General features: G+C 48.9%; 14 protein-coding genes. 3 read left to right on the top strand and 11 right to left on the bottom strand.

Going from position 1 to position 19,026, the window contains the following annotated elements:
* Nucleotides 1-6 precede the first annotated feature (6 nt).
* The 4 genes from HP401_RS06380 to HP401_RS06395 all read right to left on the bottom strand — a co-directional run bounded on the left by HP401_RS06380 (nucleotide 7) and on the right by HP401_RS06395 (nucleotide 9,457).
* Complete coding sequence (locus HP401_RS06380; protein ID WP_173604469.1) at nucleotides 7-4,572, bottom strand: type I polyketide synthase; 4,566 nt, start codon at nucleotides 4,570-4,572, stop codon at nucleotides 7-9.
* Nucleotides 4,573-4,589: 17 nt separating this feature from the next.
* A complete protein-coding gene (fabD, locus tag HP401_RS06385) occupies nucleotides 4,590-7,871 on the bottom strand; it encodes an ACP S-malonyltransferase (RefSeq protein ID WP_173604470.1) in 3,282 nt (1,093 codons plus the stop codon).
* 14 nt (nucleotides 7,872-7,885) lie between these two features.
* Nucleotides 7,886-8,578 carry an MBL fold metallo-hydrolase gene (locus HP401_RS06390; protein WP_173604471.1) on the bottom strand — a complete coding sequence of 231 codons (693 nt, stop codon included), beginning with the start codon at nucleotides 8,576-8,578 and terminating at the stop codon, nucleotides 7,886-7,888.
* A gap of 99 nt (nucleotides 8,579-8,677) precedes the next feature.
* On the bottom strand, nucleotides 8,678-9,457 hold the full coding sequence (locus HP401_RS06395) for a 4'-phosphopantetheinyl transferase family protein (RefSeq protein WP_173604472.1): 780 nt from the start codon (nucleotides 9,455-9,457) through the stop codon (nucleotides 8,678-8,680).
* Between the two features lie 235 nt (nucleotides 9,458-9,692).
* On the opposite strand from HP401_RS06395, the gene loaP reads away from it, so the two are divergent.
* Entirely contained in the window at nucleotides 9,693-10,223 is a 531-nt protein-coding gene (loaP, locus tag HP401_RS06400) for an antiterminator LoaP (RefSeq protein WP_173604473.1), read from the top strand.
* A 130-nt stretch (nucleotides 10,224-10,353) separates the two neighbouring features.
* Here the strand turns inward: loaP and HP401_RS06405 are convergent, their stop codons facing one another.
* The 6 genes from HP401_RS06405 to HP401_RS06430 all read right to left on the bottom strand — a co-directional run bounded on the left by HP401_RS06405 (nucleotide 10,354) and on the right by HP401_RS06430 (nucleotide 14,065).
* Nucleotides 10,354-10,836 (bottom strand): hypothetical protein, encoded by a 483-nt coding sequence (locus HP401_RS06405; protein ID WP_173604474.1) that lies wholly within the window; start codon nucleotides 10,834-10,836, stop codon nucleotides 10,354-10,356.
* 72 nt (nucleotides 10,837-10,908) lie between these two features.
* Nucleotides 10,909-11,613 carry an MBL fold metallo-hydrolase gene (locus tag HP401_RS06410; protein WP_173604475.1) on the bottom strand — a complete coding sequence of 235 codons (705 nt, stop codon included), beginning with the start codon at nucleotides 11,611-11,613 and terminating at the stop codon, nucleotides 10,909-10,911.
* A 7-nt stretch (nucleotides 11,614-11,620) separates the two neighbouring features.
* On the bottom strand, nucleotides 11,621-12,250 hold the full coding sequence (locus HP401_RS06415; protein ID WP_173604476.1) for a TetR/AcrR family transcriptional regulator: 630 nt from the start codon (nucleotides 12,248-12,250) through the stop codon (nucleotides 11,621-11,623).
* A 178-nt stretch (nucleotides 12,251-12,428) separates the two neighbouring features.
* On the bottom strand, nucleotides 12,429-12,950 hold the full coding sequence (tpx, locus tag HP401_RS06420; RefSeq protein ID WP_015892342.1) for a thiol peroxidase: 522 nt from the start codon (nucleotides 12,948-12,950) through the stop codon (nucleotides 12,429-12,431).
* A gap of 89 nt (nucleotides 12,951-13,039) precedes the next feature.
* Nucleotides 13,040-13,573: a hypothetical protein gene (locus tag HP401_RS06425; RefSeq protein ID WP_173604477.1), complete on the bottom strand. Its 534-nt coding sequence runs from the start codon at nucleotides 13,571-13,573 to the stop codon at nucleotides 13,040-13,042.
* 45 nt (nucleotides 13,574-13,618) lie between these two features.
* Nucleotides 13,619-14,065 (bottom strand): gamma-glutamylcyclotransferase family protein, encoded by a 447-nt coding sequence (locus HP401_RS06430; RefSeq protein ID WP_173604478.1) that lies wholly within the window; start codon nucleotides 14,063-14,065, stop codon nucleotides 13,619-13,621.
* A gap of 112 nt (nucleotides 14,066-14,177) precedes the next feature.
* Between HP401_RS06430 and HP401_RS06435 the strand changes: the two genes are divergently transcribed.
* Together HP401_RS06435 and HP401_RS06440 are read left to right on the top strand one after the other, a co-directional pair.
* Entirely contained in the window at nucleotides 14,178-17,624 is a 3,447-nt protein-coding gene (locus HP401_RS06435) for a pyruvate carboxylase (protein ID WP_173604479.1), read from the top strand.
* A gap of 73 nt (nucleotides 17,625-17,697) precedes the next feature.
* Complete coding sequence (locus tag HP401_RS06440; protein ID WP_173604480.1) at nucleotides 17,698-18,384, top strand: hypothetical protein; 687 nt, start codon at nucleotides 17,698-17,700, stop codon at nucleotides 18,382-18,384.
* Between the two features lie 65 nt (nucleotides 18,385-18,449).
* Here the strand turns inward: HP401_RS06440 and ytfJ are convergent, their stop codons facing one another.
* Nucleotides 18,450-18,935: a GerW family sporulation protein gene (gene ytfJ, locus HP401_RS06445; protein ID WP_173604481.1), complete on the bottom strand. Its 486-nt coding sequence runs from the start codon at nucleotides 18,933-18,935 to the stop codon at nucleotides 18,450-18,452.
* Between the last annotated feature and the right edge of the window lie 91 nt (nucleotides 18,936-19,026).

The following is a 19,026-nucleotide window of genomic DNA, read 5'->3' on the forward strand; positions in this document are numbered from 1 at the left end:
CTTTTGTTATGCATCGCTCTTGTCAGCGCCGATTCTTATTCCCTCACGCACACATGAACTGATCTGACGCAGCGATGCTTGAGCAGACAGCTCGGCCGGCTGCAAATCGATATGATACTGCTGATTTACGGACAAGAGCATTTCGTTAAGAACGACCGCATCGACCCCGTATTCCTCCAACCGAGTATCCACATCCATTTCACCGAAATCCACTTGAAGCCATTCTGCGGCTAAACCGGATAAATACGTCAGCACAGGATCGGCTGTCTCATCGGCCGATACCGAAGAAGCTGCTACAGGATACTCCTGCTCCGAAGCACTGCGCCTCTTTCGCTCCGTTATCAGCCGTTGGATATTGGACGAGAGCTGTTCCGGATAGTTTGAAATCCATTCATCATGCTTCATATCAATGAGCGGATAAGACTTTGTTGTTTTGATTAGCATCATTTGGTCAAACGGCCCGGTAAGGAGCGTCTCCAGTGCGTCCATCGCTTCTTCCGGCTCGATGGAGTCAACCCCTGCTTGTGCCATGCGCTTTCGGTAATGTTCCGAGGAAACGATGCCTGTGCCTCCCCAGTAGCCCCAGTTTATGACCTTCACTTTGCATGGCCATTCCATCGCCAGACGCTGTGCGAATGCATCTTTGAAGGTGCACCCTGCCGCATAATTGCTCTGACCTCCGGGTTTTGCAAAAGAGTTCATGGAAGAGAAGAACAGGACGAAATCCAATGGTTCCCTTCCGAATACCTGTGCAATCCTTACGCTCACGTCCACCTTTGCCGTCAATCCCGCTGCGAACCGTTCCTCCGACATATTCGCCAAACTTTGATCCAAAAGCACAATTGCCGAGTGAATGACACCATGGATCCGTCCGTAGCTAGATTTTATACTCTCGTACGCCAGTTCCAGCGCCTTCCCGTCCTTTGCGTCTGCTTGGATGTAGCACGGAGACGGCCCCAGTTTTGACAGCCGATCGATCTTCTCCTGAATACCGGAATCAATCTCCCGTCGGCCAATCCAGACGATGTTCGCCTGATACTGGCGAATCATATATTCGCTCCATGCTTCTCCGATTCCGCCGGTTCCGCCGATTACCGCATAGACCCCTCCCTTCCGATAGGCTGTACCTTCGGGTTTGGGGATCTGCGCCGGGATCATTTTCTGCCGGTACCACTCCTTGGACCGGTATGCCCACACGTCGCCCCGCTCATCAGGCGGCAATGCGATCAACTCTTCAATCGGCCAAGCATCTTCCCGCTCCAAATCGGCAAAGCTAACTGACCAGTTCGGATATTCCTTGGCCATCGAGCCGATAAGCCCATGCAGGCTTGCATGAGCGGGCCGAATCGTTTCTTTCCGGAATACCTGCACCGTTTGAAATGTGATGACGCTCCACTTTAACGGCTTTGCGCCATATCCAAGCAGCAGAAGCACTTTGATGATCCGAAACAGGAATAGCACGCCTTCATGCTGCGCCGCAAGCATCGCATCCGATTCCGCTGACTCTATCGAATCGTCAGGCGCAATCCAAACAAAATGGCCGATCTCGCCGCATTTCTCCAGCTTTCGTGCCAATACTTCCAGGTCATCCTCCACCTGTAGCTGTACATCCTGCGCATTTGGAATAACCCGCCATATCTTGTCACGGCTCGCTGCCGAACCCCCGGCTATTACGGTTCGTATGTTCGGAACATCTGTTTTACGCGCTGCCGGTGTGATCGGGTCCCATAGCGGTACCATTAATCCTGCATACGCCTTTGACGCCTCTGGTTTTGCAGGATCTGAGACGCCGTCGGCGAACCCGCCCTCCAGCGGCCTTAGGACGAAGCCCTTGATACTCACACAGACGCTGCCGTCCTCATCGCATACATCAATACGGAGACGTTTCGTCATTTTGCTGTCTTCCGCTTCTTCCTCGCTTACAATCGCCCAAGTAGCAAAAGCGCACGGACGTATAATTTCGAGCTCCCGCAGCGTAAAAGGCAGCAAGGGATTGCCGCTTTCACCAACCGCCGTTTGTCTGGCATTTGAATAACCGTAAACCGCCGTCTGCAGAGCGGCGTCCATCAAGCTCGGATGAAGAATAAAGTGATTTCGCGTATCGGAAATGGGTTCCGGCAGCAACAGCTTAGCAGCAATAAAGCCGTCCATTTGATATAGTTGCTCAATTCCTTGATGAGCCGGACCATAATGAAGACCCATCCCCCCCATACGTTCATAACAGACGAGCGATGGGACGGGAGTTCGCCCGGAGTTTAAGAAATCTTGAATTTCCAGTTTCCTGAAAGCCGGATCAGCCGAACGAAACGAGACATGACCTTCGCAATGAAGAACACGATCCTGCTCTGATTCACCGGATACGCTGTACACTTGAAAGCTGCAGCTATCGTCATTTTGAACCGAAAGCGACACATGAACCTCAACAGAGCTATCCGTCACAATAACAGGCTTCGACCACACCACCCGATTTAGCACGATACGCTTACGTTCGCCTAACCATTTCCTGCCGGCCTGTTCAGCCGCCTCGCGGACCATTTCCAAGTAAACGACACCCGGCAATACACGCTTCCCGGCGACGACATGATGAGCGAGAAAAAATTCCTCTCCTGTGAAAACCGAACTGTAGCGAACCCCGGCAAAGTCCGATGTGTTCCGATGCAGTACAGGATGAAGCTCACCTACACCTCCGCTGCCTGACGTCGGCACAATGGCGGATTCTGAAGCATTGCCCGTAATCCAGTATCGTTCTTTGGTAAAAGCATAGGTAGGCAGTCGAAGTCTGTTCAGGTCCATTCCTTCAAAGAGTACCCATGCATCGAAGTCATAGCCCTTTACGTACAGCTCTGCCAAAGCCGATATTTTCTCCCGATACTTTTGCGTATCATTTACACATTCGCGGAGCTCCCGGATCAGTAGGCCTGCCAGCTCTTGAAAAAGCGCAGTTTTGGTCTTTTCTAATTTTGAAGCTTCCTGCTTCAAAAATTGCTGTGCTTCTTTCCGGTCGGACAACAGCTCCTTTAAACGTCCTTTAAGCTCCTCCACACTTTGAGCCGCGATAGCGGTACGAATGCCAAAATGCTGCTTGCGCAGTAGCAAGGCTGCACTAAGGTCCGCGGCTTCACACTCGCTTCCCTCGCTGTCCAACCATGCAACTAACGTCTCTAGCGATAGAAGGAGCGATTTTTCAGACTTCGCGGAAAAACAAAATAGATGGCACGGCAATCCATGCTGTACCATCTTGTGAGACGGCCTCTGCGGCGCTTCCTCGATCAGCACATGCCCGTTCGTACCACCGAAGCCAAACGAGCTTACGCCGGCTCTTCTCGGAAGTGGCTGTTGATTATGATCCAGAAGCGGCTCCCATTCCCGCGGCCGGTCCACCATATAGAAAGGAGTCTCGGTTAATTCAACCCGATGGTTCAACGTTTTGAAATTTTGTAATCCGGGGAGTGTTCGGTGCTTCATGGAAAGCAGCACTTTAATCACGCCCGCGATGCCTGCTGCGGATTCGGCATGCCCGATATTTGTTTTGGCTGAACCGATGCCGCAATAACGATGACTAAGCGGCTTATCCATCTCTGCTTCGAGTTTTTGAAACGCAAGCGTAAGACCCTGAAACTCAATCGGATCGCCTTTAGGCGTTCCTGTGCCGTGTGCCTCCATATAATTCACCTGATCCGGTGTTAGACCCGCTTTGTGGAACGCCTCCTCGATGACTTCAGCCTGCGCCTGTGCATTCGGATAAGTTAAGGTGTGTGTCTTACCGACATGATTCACAGCGCTCCCTTTAATGACGCCATGGATTAAATCGCCGTCTTTTTCCGCCAGTGCCAAGGGCTTAAGCAAAATAAGACCGGCGCCTTCACTGCGGACATAGCCATCCGCGTTATCATCAAACGTTTTACAGGAGCCCGTAGGTGACAGCATGCCTGTTCTGGAAAATGAAATATGGCGGGTCGGAGTCAGGATCAGACTGACGCCACCCGCCAAAGCCATGCTGCATTCACCTGTCTGTAACGATTGGGCCGCTAAATGAATCGCTTGCAGCGAACTTGAACATGAGGTGTCCACTGAAAGGCTGGGCCCTCTCAGATTCATAAAATGGGATATGCGATTCGCGATAACAGCTGCTGCGGTTCCCGTCGAATAATGAGCTTCAATAAGGCTAGAGGGCCTCTCCTGCAGTTCCTTGTAATCCAAGTTGAACACGCCGATATAGACCCCTGTCTTGCTGCCCGATAACGCTGACGGGACGATCCCGGCATCTTCAAGACACGACCAGGCAAGCTCAAGCATCATCCGCTGCTGCGGGTCCATCACCTCCGCCTCTCTGGCCGATATACCGAAGAACGCGGCATCAAAAGCGTCTACATCGTCAATAAAGCCGCCCCATTTGCTGTTGGTCTTCGCATATTCAACTTTCGGATCTCCCCAATAATCTCTCCAGTCCCACCGCTCCTTGGGAATTTCCCGGATGGATGAACGACCCTCGATCAGATTGGACCAGTATTCATGATAATTCCGCGCCCCAGGTAGTCTGCAGGACATCCCGATGATTGCTATATCAACCATAACGTTCTCCTTCTCAGTCAATTGCCAACCAATTCGGAAATTCGGTGGTTCAACAGGGCTGCCGTTTCATTCAGCAGCATCTCTCCAATCTGATCGATATGACGGTTTCTCCAATGCTCCAGCTCCGTGCCCAGCACCCATTGGTTGAATGCTCCGAGCGCAGGACCGCAATGAATTTGGTAATCTACCTTATGTTCCTTGCTGCCCGTCATCGCCAACCGCGTCGAATAGGAGAAATACCACTTGAATATAAGGGCCATTTTATGCTTCGGATTACGCTCCGCCTTCTCGATTTCGGCAGGAGATTTGTGTGCTATAACTTCCTGATAGATTTCTTCAAAGGAACGATGGAAAAACTTATCCTGAAGACGCTCCCTTGTCGGCTCGTCTATTTCTTCCAAGGCGTTGAAATGCCGGTACAGATCATACAATTTATTCGCTCTTGCGGGGAAAAACAGGCCCTTCTTTAAAACCTGTATCTTGGCGCCGATTTCAAACATATCGCCCGCCGGCGCATAATCGGTATCCTGCACATTCGCCTGCTGCAAAAGGTCTTTAGCAGCATCACTAGTCGCAGCCTCCACCGTGCATTGGTTAATGGAACCGGTCACAAGGAAATCCGCACCTAGCAATATCGCGGCAGCCGCAGCCTCAGGAGTTCCGATCCCTCCGGCAGCACCTACGGAAATCTCGTTCGTATAACCATGTTCGCGTACCATATCGTCACGCAGCCTGATCAATGTCGGCATGAGCACATACGCGCTGCCTTGATCGGTATGTCCGCCCGAATCCGCTTCGACGCACAGATCGTCGGCAACTGGTACCATTTGCAGCAAACGGCCTTCTTCCTGCGTGATTTTACCTTCTTGAACAAGCCTCTCAATGATCCGCTCCGGTGCTGGCCTTAGGAAGTTGGATGCGACCTCGGGTCTGGAAACCTTGGAGATAATTTTGTTTCGAATCTCCACCGTTCCGTCCGCTCTTCTAGTCAGTCCCTTCGCCCGATATTTAATGAGCGCGGGAGTCATCGTAATGAAGGAAGAAGCCTCTATTACGGTTATGCCGTACTTCAAGTAAAGATCAGCAACCGCTTCTTCGAGAGCTTGGTTATCCGGATGGTGAAGAAAATTCATTCCATAGGGCTCGCCGCCTCGTAATTGGCGCTGAATGTCCCGAATCGCTTCCTCAATTTGCGTAATCCTTAGTCCTCCGGAGCCAAAGAAACAGAGCATGCCGGCCTTTCCGGCTTTCACAACCATTTCAGCCGAGGAAATCCCCTTGTACATCGCGCCCAAAACATAGGCATATTTCAAACCATACCTTTCCTTGAACGCCGGGCTGCCAAGCGAAGCTGCAGTGATCGTCTTCCGGGCGCTGGGCATGGAGACCGATTCCCTGTCAACGAACGGCAGGTCGTCCACTTGTTCGTTTGTGCTCGTTTCTTCCTCTACGAATAACGGAGAGCTCGACTGCCGGATCTTCTCCGTCAGTTTTGTAAGCACATCCTTCGGCCCAACCTCCTCGAACAGATCTACCTCTTTTCCCATTAAATAGCGAATGGTGTCCGTCCAATTGACGGAGCTTGTAATTTGCTCAGTCAAGTTGCGTTTGATTTCGTTGAACCGATACGGACGGGCAGACACGTTTGCGATGACAGGGATAACAGGCTCCCTGAAGATAAAGTTATTTAGAAATTGCTCGAATTCTTTCTTCGCTTCATTCATATACCGGGAATGGAATGCGCCACTGACATTAAGCGGAATGTACATCCCTGCCCCTGCCTGTTCAAAAATGCGCTGCGCCTCCATTATATGGTCTTTACGCCCCGACAAGACGGTTTGCACGGGTGAATTATAATTGGCAACGTCGATTTCCAAGTGTCCATTCCGGCGAATCATGTCTTCAACCTCTTGCGCCTGCATGCCGATTACTGCCGCCATTCCACCGCCTGTAGCCAGGGCCATCAGCTCGCCCCGCTTCTTAACGAGACGCAGTCCGGTTTCGAAATCGAAAACCTCTGCTGCAAACAGGGCGTTATACTCGCCCAAGCTATGACCGGCTACAAAGTCGGGACGTCTGCCTGTTTCCTTTCTTTTCTTCATATACATTAGAGCATTGACGGTGTATAAAAGCGGTTGGGTAAAAGCGGTGTTGCTCAGCTGATGCTTCGGATCGTTCAGGCATAGCTCCTTTACCGAATAACCAAGAATGGCATCCGCCTTTGCAGTTATATCCGGAAATTCATCAAAAAGTCCCTCCCCCATGCCAACGTGCTGCGAGCCTTGTCCTGGAAAAAGATATGCGATCATGGTTTCGTCTTTCCCTCCCGTAATCGAGTCATTTGGTCGTGCGAGCGTTCGCTTGAGCTCATTCATTTTCTCAAAGTCAAAACCATATACCGTCAGAAGCCCGGCACTTTCAGAGCTTGAATCGTCCCTAAAGAGACGTTTCGTGAAATTTGCGAGCACCCCTGAAGGGCTCAAATCCAAATAAATGGCCGGCTGTTCCCTCTCCATAGCAGTTACTGCTTCCCGAAACCTCATCGGCTGCCTGACCACGTCCCAGAAGTATTCGTGCCTCAAGGCTTCAACCAATTCTCCAGTCATGCCGGACAAAAAAGGAACGGCCGGTTTCTGAAGCGATAAAGTACGAAGATGACTGATAAACGCGTTTTCGGCTGGATCAACTCCCCTAGAATGGAACGCGTAGGAGACAGGAAGCCGAACGGAAGCAATGCCCTTATCCCTCAAATGCGTATGAATGCCGTCCAAGACCACATTACCGCCTGCGATCACGAAATGCCCATCGTAGTTAACTCCTGCCAGCTCGGTGTTGTTATATAAGAGCGGGTTGTCCCGAAAGGTGCGGGGATCATCCAATACGGCCAGCATCCCCCCGCTTTCACAACTCATCTCAAAGATTTGAGCCTGTTTGATGACAGCAATGAGGGCCTGCTCCGGGTCTATAATATTGGAGACAGCGGCCGCGACAAATTCCCCGAGGCTGCTACCCAATACATAATCAGGAAAGATCCCGTGATGAAGCATCTCTTGTGCCAAGGCGTACTGCACCATAAAAAGAGCCGGATGAGTAAAAAGCGTTCTATCGAAAGGTTCTGCTTTCGAATGTAGAGGGTCATAGAGCAACTGCATGATGGATCGGCCAACTAACGGTTCGGCAATTTGATCTAGCCGGGTCATCCATTTTTCGAATACATCTCCCTCAGCCAGGAGCGTCTCACCCATGTGATAATATTGGGACCCTTGACCCGAGAACATAAACACGACTTTTTTCTCCATTTGTCCCCTCCGTTTTACTTTCGTCTCTCTCTCGCATCCGAGCGATAGCCTTGAGCATGACGCATTCGGAACGAAATGAATTGCGCGCGATTCACAAGGTGAAAATAGATGTTGTTCTCCAATAAATACCAAAGCGGATATCCAGGCTCTTTCCCGTATGAATGTCCAGGATAGACTCTGGCGTAGATCGGCACGGTGTCTCGTATTTTTTGCAAGCTATCGAACATATCATCCGGATTTCCGCCGGTTGTATCGCATCTGCCGCAGCCTTCAATAAATAGCGTATCTCCTGTTATCAAACAACCGGATAAAAGATAACAGGCGCTTCCGGCAGTATGGCCCGGCGTAAGCATACAGGTAATCGTGGTGTTTCCCAGCGAAATGGTATCTAGATCGTTAAACGTATGTAAATGGGGCGCAGAAAAGGCGTAATACCGCGCTTCCTTCGCTGATATGTACACATTGGGCGTATATCGTACACTTAGCAATTCCACAAGATTGACGTGATCAAAATGGGAATGCGTTAACAAAATGGCATGCAGCTTCACGTCCAGCCCCTCGATCACCGTCAAAATTCGATCGAGTTCCCAAGAAGGATCTACAAGAGCAGCCAGCTTTGTCGCTTTATCGACGATTAAATAATTGTAATTGGACAATTCATTGAGATAGCTAGTAGAAATGGTATGGATCTGATAGGATTCGCTCATTGCAGCTAACTCTCCCTTCAGGAGCAAAACACAAAACAAAAAGCCCCACTAAGTGGAGCTCATCCTTCCGAGGCATCATTTTTTCTATCAACACGGTTTTTATTTTATAGTTGCACTTTGTTTACGGCAGCCGCAATCGAATGCCAGAAAATGATTTTGCATTTCCAAGGGATCTAAATGCCACTCGCTTTTGCGAGGGGCTACGATTGACCAGACGTAACCGCAAGTCAGGTATGTTTTGGCGCTGTACTGTGGAAAATGCGTGAACGTACTCACATAAAACCCGTCGTTAGGTTGAATCGTTTCGATCTCTAGCAATTCGAACGGGATGGTAAGTCCCGTACGAAGCACCTTTGACAGCGCCTCTTTGCTGGACCACAACAATGTTAATAAGAATTCTTTGCTCCTAATAACAGTTGCGCCCCTCTCCATCTCCGCCACTGTCATTTGACTGGCCATTGTTTCGTTTCTTGACGGATTGATGGCTTCCACATCGATTCCCATTGGGCTCCCTTCTGGGAAAACAATAGCAGCTCCCATGCATTGGCAATGAGAAATGCTGACCGCTAATTTATCCGGGCTGCCGGTATGAAGAACTGGCTGTCCGAAGACTCCCCGGCTAATATTTATCTTTGTTAAATCAGACCGGCACATCATTGTCGAAGCCGCTCGTTTGGTAGCTATTCTACCTAACAAATAATTTCTTTTTCCGACATGAAATGCCAATTTTTGATATTCTTCCATTTCGTCGAGGTCGAATATAAGCGGATCTATCCCAGGTTCCTTATCCTCGCCAATATGAACGAAGCTTAGCCCAGCGTTCATGGTTAGATCGGGCCTATTCAACACGATGCATTTCTCGAACGAACGCCACTGCAAAAGATGACCACCACCCAAAAATGGACATGACGAGACATTTCGCGGCTATATAGCAGCAAAAAATGCATCCAATATTCTGAATCCAAAGCAAACTAACGTGCCGCAACAACGATTAGTTCGTGCCGTCTGGGACTATGTACAAAGGTAGTTTAGTGAATTATAATCTAATTGTACCACAAAAGTCGAATACTGTAAATTTTACTAGAATTATGTCGCACCATTGAGGAGGGAATTGATGAATTGGTATGCCCTTTATGTAGAGACCGGATACGAAGAACGAGTCGCCAAATTTCTTTCAGATAAATTCTCTTCTCGCCAATTAAGGGCCGTTGTACCGAAAAGAAGGCTTCCTGAACGAAAACAGGGTCTTATTACCCACCCTTTAAAAATTATGTTTCCGGGTTATCTACTCATCCAAACGAATATGGACACAAAGACATACTACGACCTTAAAGAAACCCCTAGAACTTTCAGATTACTCAATAATAATAAGCAGATAAGACAACGATCAGATGGTTTACTGCAAGTGTCCGAAATCGAAGAAGCAGAAATCCGTCCGATTTTAAAAATGCTGGACACAGACGGGGTACTCGGATATTCAACCTTACTGATTACCGACTCCAAAATTACCGTCAAGAAGGGTCCCCTTGCCGGAAAAGAAGGAATCATAAAGAAAGTGAATCGGCGAAAGAAAAGAGCCAAAATTGTAATTGACTTTCTAGGAGACGAGAGAATGATTGACGTTGGAATTGAAATATTGGAATAAATATTCATATAACGCAGAAAGGCTGCCGAATCAATTGCCTGGCCGCCTCGTGAATGCAAAAAAGAGACATGGATCAGTAGCTTCCATGCCTCTTTTTTATGTTAAGTTGTTTTCTTTGTTGTAGGTGTGTCTATCGGATGTTGTCTTTCACTTCGATAACAAATGCATGACCTGCATCGCCTTGCGTCCACTGACCGCGAACATCGAACAAATACCAGCCCGGCTGTTCGGGTGCCTTCCACTGATTGCCGTTTTCCACTGCTTGCTCAACTTCATTGATACCGTTCCACTGTGTTACCTTGAGCGTATTTGCAGTTGGCTGCTGGGCAAAAGTGACGGTTAGCGGTGCCCCGGGCTTTACTTGCAGGGGTGCAGGCTTATGCTCTGCGATGAGTTCCGGGGGTGCTGCCGTATCCTTGCAGACCGACTCGCTATTATAGCTCCAGCAGGAAGATGCGGGCACCGTCGCAGCTGTTTTTCCGCTCCATTCAATGACTGGCTGTGGTGGTTCCGCAAGCTGTGAAGTCCCTTGCGCCGACGATCCGTTCCCACACCCCGTCAGTAACAGTGTCGCTATTAGAATTAGTTGATCAAGTAATCCTACCTTTTTCATCCAATCACCTCAAACCTATGACGCGAGAAAAAGGGGATTCGTTTCACCGACTTGACTCAGTCAATCATTGGCCTATGATTGCCAAACACTCGTTGGAATTGAAAAAGAAGTAGAGACCTCTTTTAAATAATCATCGAGCTGTTCGGCAGGATTCTCAATCGGTTTACCATGGCATACTTCCAAATGGCGCGGGCGCAATTGGCGGATGATCAAACTGCTTTTAAGTGCTTGAGCCATATCCGCCGTAAACATCGGCATGGGACGATGCAATCTGCCTTGTTTGGAAGTAAACAAATCTCCAGCCAAAAGCACTCCATCCTGTTCGTGATAATACACCACATGCCCCGGAGAATGACCAGGTGTCAAATAAGGTTGCAGTCCACCAATCGGAGCTACATTCCCTTCAGCATCCTCTGGCAATGGCTGAGCCAAGCCAGGCTGAACGTTTACTTCCAGCTTTTTACGACGTGGATACAGCTCTTTCCCTTCCATATACGGAATCTCGATTCGATGGGCATAAACTGGTACGGATTCTGCTTCCGCGATTTTTTTTATGGCTCCAACATGATCCGAATGACCATGCGTCAGCAAAATTCGTTTGAGTGGTCCTGCATTCAGCTGCTTGATAAAGGCCATAATCCGCTTCGTCATAAATGGCATTCCCGCATCGATCAGCGTAACACCATCCTCCTCCCTAACAATCCAGACCCGCAAAGGAATCAACAACCACGCTTTGATACACCAAATGTTCGCTGAGATTTGCTCTACTCTAATCATTCTTTCGTCACTCCCTGTTCATTATTTTTTGACTTCCTGCGAGAAAAACATCTACGGATAGTGCGAATGTAGGGGCTAGCCTTTCCATCAAGCTGTCCAATGGTTCTTCGGAATGTGTATACGTACCGACGATGCCATGCAGCGTGTAGAAGTAAATCCGTGCATGGGCGAGCTCTTTTTCTTCCTCGATGTCACTTGGCAAGCATCGCCTTACAGCCTGCCTCAACAAACCAAACAATTGATTGCGTAGCGTTTGCAATTCTTTTTCTGGTTCCGTTACATCGATCCGAGTGGCTTTGATCATGAAGAACAAGGTATACATCGTTCGATTGCGCAAGCAAAAGTGGATGAACTGACTGCTGATTTCACGCAAATTCTCTTCTGGTGTTCTTCCCGGTTTGGACAGTGTTTCTTCCATTTGTAGAGTCAAGCCTTGCAAAGGTTCCTTGGACAGATGATGAAGCAGTGCTTCTTTGTCCTTGAAATAAATATAGAGGGTTGTATGAGAACAGCCGGCTGCTTTGGCGATTTCTCTGATGGATACTGTATCAAAGCCTCGGGTAGCGAAAAGGTCTGCTGCCGCCGTCAAAATCGCCCGTTTCGTTTCTTCTGAGCGTATTTCTTGTTTGCTTGCCATGCGTGATATTCAGCTCCTTACTTTTCGGAAAACTTTATAACCATTGGTTAGTAACCGTTGGTTATAATATAACCACTGGTTACTAAAACCGTCAAGATTAATTTTCCACTTGCTGCAAAAAAGAAAAAGCCCCCTTCTCGTCACTTGGACAAAAAGGGAGCTTCCTTATGAAAAATGCTTACTTCGCAGCTTGTGCAGCAGCAATCGCCGCTTCGTAGTTTGGATGCTCACCAGCAGCAGCCACATACTCAGCGTGTACAACCTTGTCGTTTGCATCGATTACAAATACAGCGCGAGACAAGAGACGGAATTCTTTGATCGCTACGCCATAAGCTGTACCGAAGCTCAGGTCTTTGTGGTCAGATACTGTTTTCACCTTGTCGATGCCAGCAGCACCGCACCAGCGGTTTTGCGCGAATGGCAGGTCAACGGAAACAGTCAGTACAGTAACGCCTTCCAATTTCGCAGCCTCTTCGTTGAAACGACGAGTTTGTGCATCGCACACGCCAGTGTCAATAGAAGGGATTACGGAGATGATGCGAACAGTGCCCTTGGAGTCTTCCAAAGTTACAGGGGACAGATCGCCACCTACTACAGTAAAGTTAGGAGCAGTATCTCCTACTTTGATTTCAGGACCGAGCAGTGTTACAGGACCACCTTTGAATACAAATGCGCCTTGACGCTCAACAGCAGTTGTCATGATTTCTTCCTCCTCACCAAATCTTTCAGTATGTACCTCAATTATCATACCCTATCATTCACTTTTTTTCACTATGCCAATAGTAGAAATTACAGATTCACTTGCACTTTTCCACTTCGCTTGGGTTGTACCACGGCGATTCGCTTCACTTCATGCTCATACTCCCAATCCGTTTTCGCATTTAGCTCATGACAGCGCATCAGCGCGTGATAGAGAGCAAAAGCGAAGGTAACCTGCTTCATTTCGTACCGTGTTCCATGTGCTTTCGGCAATGACGTATTGATAATCTCAATTTGATACGTGGCTTTTTCCCGCTTGTCCCTGACTGGCACGATATACCCCATACGCTTTAAGACATGACCGTAATCGAATTCCCCTTCATCGTCAAAATCAAAGGTGTCGTCCGATGTTGCCAAATACTCCAGCAAGGTCCCCATATCCAGCGTTTCGAAGCAAGCAGGCTGTGGCATGGACAAAACTGAGCCGTCATTGTTTACAAAATAAATATGGTCACGATAATGAAAGATCAGTTCATCTTCTGGAACTTCGTCGGGAAACATCCAGTAATTTTGTGGAATCAGGTAACGCCAGATTTGTGCAGGTTCACAATGGAGTAATTCCATGGCAGGGCCCCCTCCTTTTCCCTACCAGTTTTGGCAAAACTAGCACTAGCTATTCGTCAGCTCCTGCATGTAGCGTCGCCAATTCCCATGCGATATGTGCACCCCTGTTTGCTTGACCAGGTCTTGATCCAAATAACGATAAACATAGACGCTTACGACCTGATCTGTTCCTTCCATAGTCGCTGGCACGATGATCCGTTCGTATTCATTGCGCGAGTCACCCTCGCCATAGTACGTCTCCAGTTCGTCCAGTCCAGCTAGTGCTTGCTCGTACACGTCAGGGGCAAACATGACGATCTCCCCCACAACCTCCTGCTCTCCTTCCAGCAATCCCGGATAGCCTGCCGGCAAATGATAGATCTCACCCTGAATCGTCGCAGGTGTTGCCTCATGCTTATACGGTTTCACGTAAATCCGATGATTCCCAAAGCCCGCTAAAAGCGTGCCGTACACAAATACAGGCAGCTTATCGTTTACATTGTTCACCTTCATCCATCCTCCTGTGATCGAAAAAAGTGTGTCTTGTGTCGAGAAAATTTTGTATATTTGTTCTATATATAATTTTAAATACGTCTTTTTTCCGAGACGTTAGGGGGAGAGAATAATGAAAAAGAGAAAAATCAATCGCCTACTGGTAGCAAACCGCGGTGAGATCGCCATTCGGATCTTTCGTGCAGCAACGGAGCTCGGCATACGTACGGTAGCCATCTACTCCGAGCAGGACAACGTTTCTATCCATCGCTTCAAGGCTGACGAGTCTTACTTGGTCGGAGCGGGAAAAGGGCCTATTGAGGCTTACCTCGATATCGAAAGTATCATCGAAATTGCCAAGCGCAACGATATCGATGCCATTCACCCGGGCTACGGATTTCTTGCTGAAAATGCTGATTTTGCAAAGCGCTGCCAAGAGGAAGGCATTATTTTCATTGGACCATCCCCTGAGCTGATCGACAAATTCGGGGACAAGGTAGAAGCCCGTCGTCTTGCGATTGAAGCGGGAATCCCAGTCATTCCAGGCACTCCGGAGCCAATCGAAACACTCCAAGAGGCGCTTCTCTTTGCCAAAGAATACGGCTACCCCATCATTATTAAAGGCGTATCTGGTGGCGGAGGCCGTGGCATGCGTATCGTCCGCAGTCAGGAGGAATTACAAGATTCGTTAGATCGTGCCCGTTCCGAGGCCCGCTCTTCCTTCGGCAATGCCAAGGTGTATTTGGAGCGATACTTGGAACAGCCCAAACACATCGAGGTCCAAATTCTCGGTGACAACCACGGAAACATCGTTCATCTGTACGAGCGCGATTGCTCTGTTCAACGGCGCCATCAAAAAGTCGTCGAAGTAGCACCTAGCCTATCGTTGGATGACAAGCTGCGTGAAGATATTTGCCAGGCTGCTCTTACTCTCATGAAAAAAGCCGGTTATTCGAACGCAGGTACTGTCGAGTTTTTGTTAACGCCGGACAAGCGTTTTTATTTTATAGAAGTCAACCCACGCATACAGGTAGAGCATACCATCACGGAGCTCATCACTGGCATCGACATTGTTCAGTCGCAGATTCGCGTAGCCGAGGGCCATCCCCTCTCCGATGAGGAGATTGGCATCCGATCCCAGAGTGATATCCAGATGAGTGGTTTTGCCATCCAATGCCGCGTCACGACAGAAGACGCTGAAAATAACTTCCTGCCAGATGCCGGTCGCTTGTCCGCTTGGCGTTCCGGTGGAGGCTTCGGCGTAAGGCTGGATGGAGGCAATGGTTATCCAGGCGCGATCATTACACCGTTCTATGACTCGCTACTGGTCAAAATCTCCACGTATGGCACGAGCTTCGATCAAGCGGCTCGCAAAATGCTGCGAACGTTGCGTGAGTTCCGGATTCGTGGCGTGAAAACGAACCTGCCGTTTTTGGAAAATGTCGTGACACATCCTGATTTTTTGAGTGGCAACTACGATACGTCGTTTATTGACACCAAACCAGAACTATTCATCTTCCCTGGCCGTCAAGACCGGGGTACCAAATTACTATCTTATATCGGAGATACGATTGTCAACGGATATCCTGGTCTCCAGAAATCGGAGAAAAAGCCGCACTTCGACTCGCCTCGCATCCCGCGAACACCATTTACCCAGCCATATCCGGACGGCACGAAGCAAATTCTGGACAACGAGGGTGCCGACGGTCTGGTACGCTGGATTCAGGCGCAGAAACAGGTGCTCGTCACAGACACGACATTCCGCGATGCCCACCAGTCTTTGTTTGCTACGCGTGTGCGCACTTACGATCTCGCCTCCATTGCAGAGGCGACAGGCAAGCTCGGTTCTGGCCTTTTCTCGCTGGAGATGTGGGGCGGTGCCACTTTTGACACGACCATGCGCTTTTTGCAGGAATCTCCCTGGGAGCGGCTACAAATTCTCCGCCAGCGCATACCGAATGTCCTGTTCCAAATGCTCTTGCGCGGAGCAAATGGCGTAGGCTACACCAACTACCCGGATAATGTGATTCACTCCTTCGTCAAAGCATCTGCCGAAAATGGCATTGATGTCTTCCGGATCTTTGACAGCCTGAACTGGCTTTCTGGAATGCAAACAGCCATTGAAGCCGTTCGTGAATCTGGCAAGGTAGCCGAAGCAGCGATTTGCTACACCGGAGATATTCTCGACCCGACCAAGACCAAGTACAGCTTGGCCTACTATGTCAATCTGGCAAAAGAATTGGAAAAAGCAGGTGCCCATATTCTCGCGATCAAGGATATGGCCGGTCTTTTGAAGCCGTATGCTGCTTATTCGCTCGTCTCTGCCTTAAAACAAGAAATCAGCATTCCGATCCATCTGCACACTCACGATACGTCTGGAAACGCTGGAGCCATGCTTCTGAAAGCGATCGAAGCAGGCGTGGATATCGTCGATGCTTGCGTCAGCTCCATGTCTGGACTCACTTCCCAGCCAAGCTTAAACGGGTTGATCGCAACCCTTGCCCATACGGAGCGTGAGACGGGCTTATCTCTTGAATCGTTCAACAAGCTGTCTGATTACTGGGAAGATGTACGTCCGTACTACCAAGGCTTTGAAAGCGGCATGAAGGCGAGCAACACGGAGGTATACGTTCACGAAATGCCAGGCGGACAATACACCAATCTGGAGCAGCAAGCCAAAGCCGTTGGTCTGGAAGGCCGTTGGGACGAAGTGAAGCAGATGTATGCTGTGGTCAATCAAATGTGTGGTGACATTGTAAAAGTGACCCCTTCTTCCAAGGTCGTCGGGGATATGGCGCTGTTCATGGTCCAAAACAACTTGAATGAGGAAAACATTTGGGAGAAAGGAACACGCCTCGACTTTCCGGATTCCGTCATTCAATTTTTCCAAGGGTATCTTGGCCAACCGCCAGGCGGATTCCCGAAGGAGCTACAGGAACTCGTGCTAAAAGGCCGCGATGCCTTTACTACACGTCCTGGCGAATTGCTCGCACCCATTGACTTTACGCAAGTTGCTACTGAGCTGGAAGCAAAAATCGGACGTGAGCCCAGTCATTTAGACATCCTGTCCTATATCATGTATCCGCAGGTTTATTTGCAATTTGAACAACGCCTGAAGGAATACGGCGACCTGTCCGTTTTGGATACAGGAACGTTTTTCTACGGATTGCGTCCAGGTGAAGAAACTGCCATTACGATCGAGCGCGGTAAAACACTGATTATCAAGCTGGTCGCAGTCGGAGAGCTTCATCCAGATGGCCGTCGCATCATCTATTTTGAATTGAACGGACAGCCACGTGAAATCTTCATCCGTGACCAATCCGCAAAAGTCTCTGAACTGATCCGCCGAAAAGCAGAAGCGCAAAACCCTGCCCACCTCGGTGCCTCTATGCCAGGAAAAGTGCTCAAGGTGCTTGTAGCAGAAGGTGACAAGGTGCGTAAAGGCGAGCATCTTTTGGTGAGTGAAGCGATGAAAATGGAGACGACGATTCAGGCCCCACTCGACGGAAAAATTAAAGCCGTCTATGTGAAAGCAGGTGAAGCCATTCAAACTGGCGATCTGCTCATTGAAATGGAGTAGGCATCGTCTATAATAGGAGATAGTAAATTGTCCCTGGGGATTCATTCCATTTGCTTGTGAGGAGGTGACCGACATGAAAACGAATCGAGTCAGCCATGTTCCATTTACGCAGCGGGTAGGCCGCTATCATTCCCATATGCTTCAGGCAAAATTAAGCACGCCAGTGAATCCGATTCTCAGTTTTAATTTGCAGCCGTATTACACTCGCCAGCAGCAATGGACAACGGAGCTGTCTGATTCCTTATCGCGTCTGTACCGGTTTTCCTCAGATTTGGAGAAGAGTGCTCGCGAATTTATTATTGCGGGAAAAGATGACGAGGCTGGAACTGACATTGAGCGATTACAGGAGCGCACACACTCGCTAGTAAGTAAATACAATCGTCTGCAGCTGTTGCTTGCCGAAAAAGCAAATACGTTAACGACGCAAAAGCTGGATGCATTCGCTCAAGTCGCAAAAGACGAAGAGGAAAAACTCCAAACGTTTGGAATCAGGCTGTTACCAGATGGACAATTGGAAATGGACGATGAGAAATGGCTGGAGGCCGTACAGACCAGCGATGTGGACTATACAAATACAATGGAGCGTGTAGCCCAAGCATTCAGAGCAAGTACATTGGGATTGCAAAGCAAACCCCTTGGCTCCTTTTCACGTTACTACGAAGAAGCGATGGCCCTCCATCCTTATATTGCCTCATCCAGCTCTAGCCTTCATTATCAACATGCTGCGAAGACAGGCTTGTATGTAAACGAACGCTGGTAATGCCATACGCCTCTTATTGAAAAAACAGGTATGCCCTTATGGAGCATACCTGTTTTGTGTTTGTTTTACTTTCGATCCATAAGGTCTTCCAAATCTTGTTCTTCTGCTCCGGCAATAATCGTCGTATTGGAATAAACAGGAGTATCATCCGATCTGGTAAACATCCCCTGAACCTTATCCACGATTTGCGGAACAGAATCCAAAATCCGGTCGTAGAGATGAGTCGTATTTTCAAGCGGAATCGAACGAATTCCTTGTTTGCCAACGACCAAGAAAGCTACAGGTGTGATGGAAACACCGCCCCCACTACCCCCTCCAAATGGGTTAGCAGTATGTTCATGCTGTTGAGTGTGTTGGTGCCCATTATGATGGTGATCGTATTGGAACTCACTACCCCCGGCCGCGAAACCAAATCCTACCTTGGAGATCGGAAGAATGACACTACCATCAGGTGTCTCAACAGGATCACCAATGATTGTATTCACGTCCACCATTTGCTTGAGATTTTCCATCGCTGTTCTCATCAGGCCTTGAATCGGGTGGTCTGCCATATTTGTCGCTCCTCCTTCCTATCTGTTTCATGTTTTATCATTCCCCCAACAAATCCGGAGCATGTACCCTGTACAAAGGAATAAATATGTT

The sequence above is a fragment of the Brevibacillus sp. HB2.2 genome (assembly GCF_013284275.1).
Taxonomy (GTDB): domain Bacteria; phylum Bacillota; class Bacilli; order Brevibacillales; family Brevibacillaceae; genus Brevibacillus; species Brevibacillus brevis_D.

Coding starts and splice junctions, on each gene's coding strand:
- ytfJ (WP_173604481.1), bottom strand. CDS start 18,935: ATGGCAGACCACCCGATTCAAGGCCTGATGAGAACAGCGATGGAAAAT.
- HP401_RS06415 (WP_173604476.1), bottom strand. CDS start 12,250: ATGGCAAGCAAACAAGAAATACGCTCAGAAGAAACGAAACGGGCGATT.
- HP401_RS06390 (WP_173604471.1), bottom strand. CDS start 8,578: ATGAGCGAATCCTATCAGATCCATACCATTTCTACTAGCTATCTCAAT.
- HP401_RS06430 (WP_173604478.1), bottom strand. CDS start 14,065: ATGAAGGTGAACAATGTAAACGATAAGCTGCCTGTATTTGTGTACGGC.
- fabD (WP_173604470.1), bottom strand. CDS start 7,871: ATGGAGAAAAAAGTCGTGTTTATGTTCTCGGGTCAAGGGTCCCAATAT.
- HP401_RS06380 (WP_173604469.1), bottom strand. CDS start 4,572: ATGGTTGATATAGCAATCATCGGGATGTCCTGCAGACTACCTGGGGCG.
- HP401_RS06440 (WP_173604480.1), top strand. CDS start 17,698: ATGAAAACGAATCGAGTCAGCCATGTTCCATTTACGCAGCGGGTAGGC.
- HP401_RS06405 (WP_173604474.1), bottom strand. CDS start 10,836: ATGAAAAAGGTAGGATTACTTGATCAACTAATTCTAATAGCGACACTG.
- HP401_RS06435 (WP_173604479.1), top strand. CDS start 14,178: ATGAAAAAGAGAAAAATCAATCGCCTACTGGTAGCAAACCGCGGTGAG.
- HP401_RS06410 (WP_173604475.1), bottom strand. CDS start 11,613: ATGATTAGAGTAGAGCAAATCTCAGCGAACATTTGGTGTATCAAAGCG.
- HP401_RS06425 (WP_173604477.1), bottom strand. CDS start 13,573: ATGGAATTACTCCATTGTGAACCTGCACAAATCTGGCGTTACCTGATT.
- loaP (WP_173604473.1), top strand. CDS start 9,693: ATGAATTGGTATGCCCTTTATGTAGAGACCGGATACGAAGAACGAGTC.
- tpx (WP_015892342.1), bottom strand. CDS start 12,950: ATGACAACTGCTGTTGAGCGTCAAGGCGCATTTGTATTCAAAGGTGGT.